This window comes from Alkalibacillus haloalkaliphilus C5 (assembly GCF_000269905.1).
Classification (GTDB): domain Bacteria; phylum Bacillota; class Bacilli; order Bacillales; family Alkalibacillaceae; genus Alkalibacillus; species Alkalibacillus haloalkaliphilus_A.
Genome location: NZ_AKIF01000158.1, coordinates 1 through 6,424 on the forward strand (window position 1 = coordinate 1; position 6,424 = coordinate 6,424).

Annotated in this window: 5 protein-coding genes and 1 pseudogene; 2 read left to right on the forward strand and 4 right to left on the reverse strand. The window is 36.2% G+C overall.

Annotated features, from left to right (window positions below; genetic code table 11):
* Positions 1-1,232 (forward strand): DNA polymerase IV (locus A194_RS0113670; protein ID WP_017187379.1); only part of this gene is annotated, 1,232 nt, incomplete at its 5' end.
* Between the two features lie 45 nt (positions 1,233-1,277).
* On the opposite strand, the pseudogene A194_RS18575 reads toward A194_RS0113670, so the two are convergent.
* From A194_RS18575 to A194_RS0113690, 4 genes and pseudogenes are all read right to left on the reverse strand, one after another.
* Positions 1,278-2,589: pseudogene (locus A194_RS18575) on the reverse strand (aldehyde dehydrogenase).
* 60 nt (positions 2,590-2,649) lie between these two features.
* Positions 2,650-3,579: a ribonuclease Z gene (gene rnz, locus A194_RS0113680; RefSeq protein WP_017187380.1), complete on the reverse strand. Its 930-nt coding sequence runs from the start codon at positions 3,577-3,579 to the stop codon at positions 2,650-2,652.
* Positions 3,580-3,602: 23 nt separating this feature from the next.
* Complete coding sequence (namA, locus tag A194_RS0113685) at positions 3,603-4,622, reverse strand: NADPH dehydrogenase NamA (protein WP_017187381.1); 1,020 nt, start codon at positions 4,620-4,622, stop codon at positions 3,603-3,605.
* Positions 4,623-4,644: 22 nt separating this feature from the next.
* Positions 4,645-5,361 (reverse strand): glycerophosphodiester phosphodiesterase, encoded by a 717-nt coding sequence (locus A194_RS0113690; protein WP_017187382.1) that lies wholly within the window; start codon positions 5,359-5,361, stop codon positions 4,645-4,647.
* Between the two features lie 77 nt (positions 5,362-5,438).
* Here A194_RS0113690 and A194_RS0113695 point away from each other — a divergent pair.
* The coding region (locus A194_RS0113695; protein WP_017187383.1) for a M20/M25/M40 family metallo-hydrolase at positions 5,439-6,424 on the forward strand (986 nt) is incomplete at its 3' end.

The following is a 6,424-nucleotide window of genomic DNA, read 5'->3' on the forward strand; positions in this document are numbered from 1 at the left end:
GAAAAGGCCGAATTATCTTTCATGTAGATATGAATAGTTTCTATGCATCAGTTGAGACGGCTTATAGACCTGAGTTAAAAGGTAAACCTGTTGCTATTGCAGGCGATCCAGAGAAAAGAAAAGGAATCATTGTGACATGTAATTATGAAGCAAGGGCTAAAGGTGTTAAAACGACAATGCCTTTATGGCAAGCTTATGATATTTGCCCTAATTTAATCGCCTTAAAGCCGAATTTTAATCGTTATCGAGAAGCATCGCAACATATGTTTGCTATCTTGTCTGAAATTACGCCTTTTGTCCAACCGATTTCAATTGATGAAGGATATATGGATTTAACTGACTATAGTGGTGAGTATAGCCCACTTCAATTAGCTGAGTGGATTCAACAAAGGCTAGTAGATGAGCTTGATTTACCTAGTAGCATTGGAATTGCACCGAACAAATTTCTAGCGAAAATGGCTTCCGATATGAAAAAGCCGTTAGGAATTACGGTGTTACGCAAACGCGAAATACAAGAAAAACTGTGGCCATTACCTATAGGTGAAATGTATGGAGTAGGGAAGAAGACAGAAGAGAAATTAACACAAATCGATATAGAAACAATCGGTGATTTAGCAAAACGTAACGTGTTAACACTTAAAAATTTACTTGGGGTTAACGGTGAACGACTCCATTTAAGGGCAAATGGTATAGATAATAGTGAAGTAGACCCTGAAGCTATTAATGAATTTAAAAGTATCGGCAATTCTCAAACGTTTCCTTTTGACACAACCGATTCAAATGAAATTCAACAAATGTTAAGTCAATTATGTCAAAGTGTAGCTGACCGTATGAAGGCTAAACAAGTTGTTTCGGAAAACATTCAAATTATGATTCGTTACCATGATCGGAAAACGATTACAAGAAGTCGCCAGTTAAGGGACTTTGTAGAACATAAAGATCAGATTAACCAAATTGTACTTGACTTGTTTTATTCACATTGGAATGAAGAACCGATACGACTGCTCGGCGTGACAGCACAACACCTTTCGCACAAGGAAGAAGTATCTAAGCAATTGGACCTTTTTAATTATGAACAAGAAGCTGAAAAAGAACCATTATATAACGCAATTGAACAAATTGAAGGTAAATTTGGTAAAGATGTTTTTGTCAATTTAAGTGGGTATGAACAACCGAAAGTAAAGACGAGCTTTCAAAAAGACTTCTTGAGCAACAATCAACGTAAAAAATAGCCTTATGTCTGTTATAACGATCGCAGACGTAAGGCTATTTCTATATTACTTTTTAAACACTTTAGTTAACACTTTTTCTGCTATTTTTGAATGTGGATAGCGGAAAGACAAGTCGAAAGATGTTGTTTGTTTAACAACACTTTTACGGTGAGTAAAAGCTTCGAAACTATGAACCCCGTGATAGCTTCCGATTCCACTCGTACCAATTCCGCCAAAAGGTAAATTATTGTTACCTAAGTGCATAATCGTATCATTAATACAAGCTCCACCGAAGGATAAGTTTTTGATAACCCATTCTTGTTTTTGACTATTTTCAGAGAAATAGTAAAGAGCTAATGGATTACGAGCATGTTCAACATGATCGACTACTTCATCTAATTTATTAAATGTCATAATAGGTAATAATGGACCGAAAATCTCTTCTTGCATAATAGCGGAATCCCAGTTAACACTGTCAATTAATGTAGGGTTAATTTTCTCTTTACTAGAGTCGGATTGTCCTCCATAGATGAGATTTTCTCCATCTAAATACGATAATAAGCGGTTAAAATGCTGATCGTTAACGATTTTCGTATAATCGTCATTCTCGATTGGGTTTTCCGTGTACATTAGCTCAACTTCTTTTTTGAACGCTTCGATAAATTGATCTTTAATGCTTTCATGAACTAATAAATAGTCTGGTGCTACACAAGTTTGCCCAGCATTAATTAACTTACCCCAAGCCGTTCTTCTTGCTGCAAGTTGAATTTTAGCATCAGAATCAACGATACACGGACTTTTACCGCCTAACTCAAGTGTGACTGGGATTAATTGTTTACTTGCTTTCTCCATGACTTTTCTTCCGACTTGTGTACTGCCAGTGAAGAAAATGTAGTCAAATGGTTCGTCAAGTAACGCTTCACTCACTTCTTTTTCACCTTGTACAACGGATATATATTTAGCTTCAAATGTTTCTTTAACCATTTTCTCAATTAATTGGCTAGTATGAGAAGTGAACTCAGAAGGTTTAATAACAGCCGTATTACCGCCTGCGATTGCACCAATTAAGGGAGCTAATGCTAAGTGTAATGGATAATTCCAAGCTGATAATTAAAGTTACGCCGTAGGGCTGCTTATAAATATAGCTTTTAGCACCTTTGTGAGTTGTTGGTGACTTAACTTTCTCTGGTGTCATCCAACCACGTAAATATTTCATCGTTTCATCGATCTCATTGTATAAAAAGCCAAGTTCAGTCATGAGCACTTCATAGGAGGACTTGTTTAAATCTTTTTTTAAAGCGTCATAGATGTTAGACTCATTTCGTTTTAACATGTCTTTCAATTTTTGTAATTGGTGGTTTCTAAAAGTATGCGTCATCGTTTTGCCAGCTTTAAATAATGATTTCTGCTTACTAACTAGCTCTTGAATTTCTGTCAATTAACGTCCCTCCTTTAATACTTCATATGAATCAAAGTCTTTAACATATGTGACATGTTTAATGATTTCTTTTAAGTGTTCTAATTCTTGTTGGAGTTGCTCTTGTTGATAGCGTGATGAAATATGGTTTAACAGTAACTGTTTAACATTCGCTTCTTTAGCAATTTTAGCCGCTTGTTCACTTGTTGAATGATTATATTGTTGTGCTAATTTAGCATCTTCATGAGTAAACGTTGCTTCATGGACTAACACATCAGCATCACGTACAAACTCAATTACGTCATCAAATGGGAGTGTGTCACCTAAGATTGCAACCTTTCTACCTAGTATGTCAGGTCCTGTTACTTCGCCTCTTATAATTTTAGTGCCATCATCTAATGTTATCACTTCATTATTTTTAATCTCTTGAAAGATCGGTCCTGGTTGTACACCTTTTTCCTTTAACTTAGATGGGAGTAAAGGTCCGATTTGATCCGCCTCTTCAATTAAAAAACCGTATGAAGGAACTCCGTGAACGAGTGACATGGCGGTTACTTTAATTTGTTCATCCTCAAACAAAACACCATCTGTAACTTCGAAGTATTTAATCGTATACCTTAAGTGAGTCTGGCTAACAGATAAGGCCGTTTCGATGAATTCTTTAACGCCTTTTGGTCCGTAAATCTCTAATGTTGATGTTCCTTCTTGGAATGAACGACTGCTAAGCAATCCAGGTAAACCAAAAATATGGTCGCCATGAATGTGTGTTATAAATATTTTATTAATTTTACGAGGTTTAATCGGTGTGTTTAAAATTTGATGTTGTGTTGCTTCACCACAGTCAAATAACCAAACCTCATCTCGTTCTTGGTGCATTTCTAGTACTAAAGATGAAACATTTCTTAGTTTCGAAGGGACACCAGATCCCGTTCCTAAAAATGTAATGTCCACGGTCTTTCCTCCTAAATCTTAATCTAACGCCAACCAGCCTGATATTGCTTCGGACTCGTTATATTAGTTTGCAACTCATCTGCAGCTTGTTTTGGCCAATAAGGATTTTTAAGCAATTCTCTACCTATAAAGACTAAGTCTGCACGATTGTTTTGAATGATCTCTTCAGCTTGCATGCCATTAGTGATCAGACCAACAGCACCTGTTTTAATTTCGGCTTGTTGTTTAATCGCTTCGGCATAAGTAACTTGATATCCAGGGTAAGGATTAATCTTCACTCGTACGACACCGCCTGAGCTACAATCGATTAAATCTATTCCCTGGTCGTGCAATTGATTTGTAAAATATATGATGTCTTCAAGTTGATTACCTTCTTCATGGTATTCAGAAGTAGATAGTCGGACGAAAGTTGGACCGTCCCACACTACTTGAATCGCATCAACAATTTCTTTAAGAAAGCGATAACGGTTGTCACGGCTACCCCCATACTCATCGTCACGTTTGTTTGTCAGTGGTGAGAGGAACTGGTTAATTAAATAGCCGTGTGCTCCATGTATTTCTATTATATCAAAGTTAGCTTTCTGAGCTCTTTCTGCTGCTAGTTGAAAAGATCGTATCGTTTCAGCAATGTCATCTTTCGTCATAGCATGTGGTGTTTGAAAACGTTCATTTAATTGTAGGGCGGATGGCGCGATGATTGGATCATCTAGTTCAGCTTTTCGTCCAGCGTGAGCTAATTGAATAGCACTTTTTGCTCCGTGAGCATGGATTCGGTCTGTCACGCTTTTCAATCCTGCAATATGATCATCTGACCAAATGCCTAAATCTTCATATGAAATTCTACCATTCGGTTGAACGGCTGACGCTTCGAACATCACTAAGCCTACTTGGCCTACTGCACGACTTTCATAATGTGTTATATGAAAAGGTGTAACAATGCCGTCTTGTTCATAACAAGAGTACATACACATTGGTGACATAACGATTCTATTTTTTAATGTTACTTGATTAAAAGTAATTGGGGAGAATAGTTTTGTTTCCATAAGTAGCCTCCGAAATTTAATGTTATTTAAGTAAGTCTGGTAGATCTGTGAAAATGGCATCAGCCTGTAATTGTTCACATTTTTTAAATGTTTTAACACGATTAACGGTATAGACGCGGTAAGGGATCTTCTCTTGTAAAATCCTTTTTAACATATTGGATGATAATAGTCTTGTTTTAATATGTATACTTTGTGCGCCAATATCGTTTAAGAGTAAATGAACTTTTCTAATTCGCATTTGCGTTAACCATGCTCGTTCAATTTTAGAATTCATGTCGCTTAAATTTCTAATCGTTTCTGGGTTGAAGCTAGATAAAATGGTTCGATCTTCTAATTTAAAGTGTTCAATCATTTCGTTGACGATTGCTTCTATATGGACATAATTAATGACATTCGTCTTCAATTCAAGGTTGATAGTCATATTAGTAGTCTGTACCCATTTCAGGAACTCTTCTAAACTTGGTATTGTGGTGTTCGCAAATCGTTCATTGTACCAACTGCCAGCATCGAGTTGTTTAATATCATCATAGGTATAATCTTGAACAAAGCCAACACCATTCGTTGTTCTTCTGACGTTCTCATCGTGAATAATGACAGGGATGTTGTCTTTTGTTAATTGGACGTCTAATTCGACTCCAGATGCACCCATTTCATTTGCTAATTGAAATGCAGGTAGTGTATTTTCAGGTGCATAATGACTTGCACCTCGATGAGCAAAAATTCTTGTATTAATTGCCAACACCTCTTTCAATTCTCTGTTATGATTGTGGTGTATGTCGTTTGAAAAGTCAATATATAGATGGGGTGGTTTTTGTGATGAAGTGGCAATCAAAACAGCAATTAACAGACTTATTGTGTCAGTTAGTTCGTTTTAATAGTATTACTGGGCAAGAAGACGAGCTAAACATAGTAACGTACATACAAAGTTTACTAGCTAAAGAAGATTATTTTAGTCAAAATCCAAACCACTTAAATGTTCATCCTTTAGAAGATGGACGAGGTGTATTAACAGCATTAGTTAAAAATGGTGACGCTCAAGATACGATCATTCTATTAAGTCATATAGATGTAGTAGACGTGGAAGATTATGGTGCTTATAAAGACTATGCATTTAATCCAACATATTTAACTCGTTTATTTAAAGAACAGTCACACATATTGCCTGAAGAAGCACAGCGTGACCTTGAGAACGGAGATTGGTTATTTGGCCGTGGAACGATGGATATGAAAGCAGGAACGGCATTACATTTATCGATGGTAGAGAAAGCGATTCGTGGTGAATGGGATGGTAATATTTTATTACTCGTCGTACCTGATGAGGAAGTGAATTCATTGGGCATGCTTAAAGCGACAGAAGTTTTAAAGGATATACAAGAAGAGGAAGAATTACAATATAAACTTTGCTTAAATAGTGAGCCAATGTTCAGGCAATACCCTGAAGATGACAATATGTATTTATATACTGGATCTTTAGGAAAAGTACTTCCTGGTTTCCTGTGCTATGGAAAAGAAACTCATGTAGGTGAACCGTTTCATGGTTTAAATGCCAATTTAATGACTAGCTATTTGAATAAAAATTTAGAGTTAAACGATGAGTTAATAGAAAAGGTTGGTAAGGAAGTAACACCTCCACCTGTCAGTTTAATGAGCCGAGATTTAAAAGAGCATTATTCTGTCCAAACCCCTGTTACAGCAGTATCGATGTATAACATATTGTTTATGAAACAAACTGTCACTGATATAACTAAAAAACTAAATAAAGTAATGGAAAAGACGAAGTACGAAGTGGAAGCTCATTTAAA

Bases quoted from the DNA above. Each gene is read 5' to 3' on its own strand.
- namA (WP_017187381.1), bottom strand. From the start codon at position 4,622: ATGGAAACAAAACTATTCTCCCCAATTACTTTTAATCAAGTAACATTA.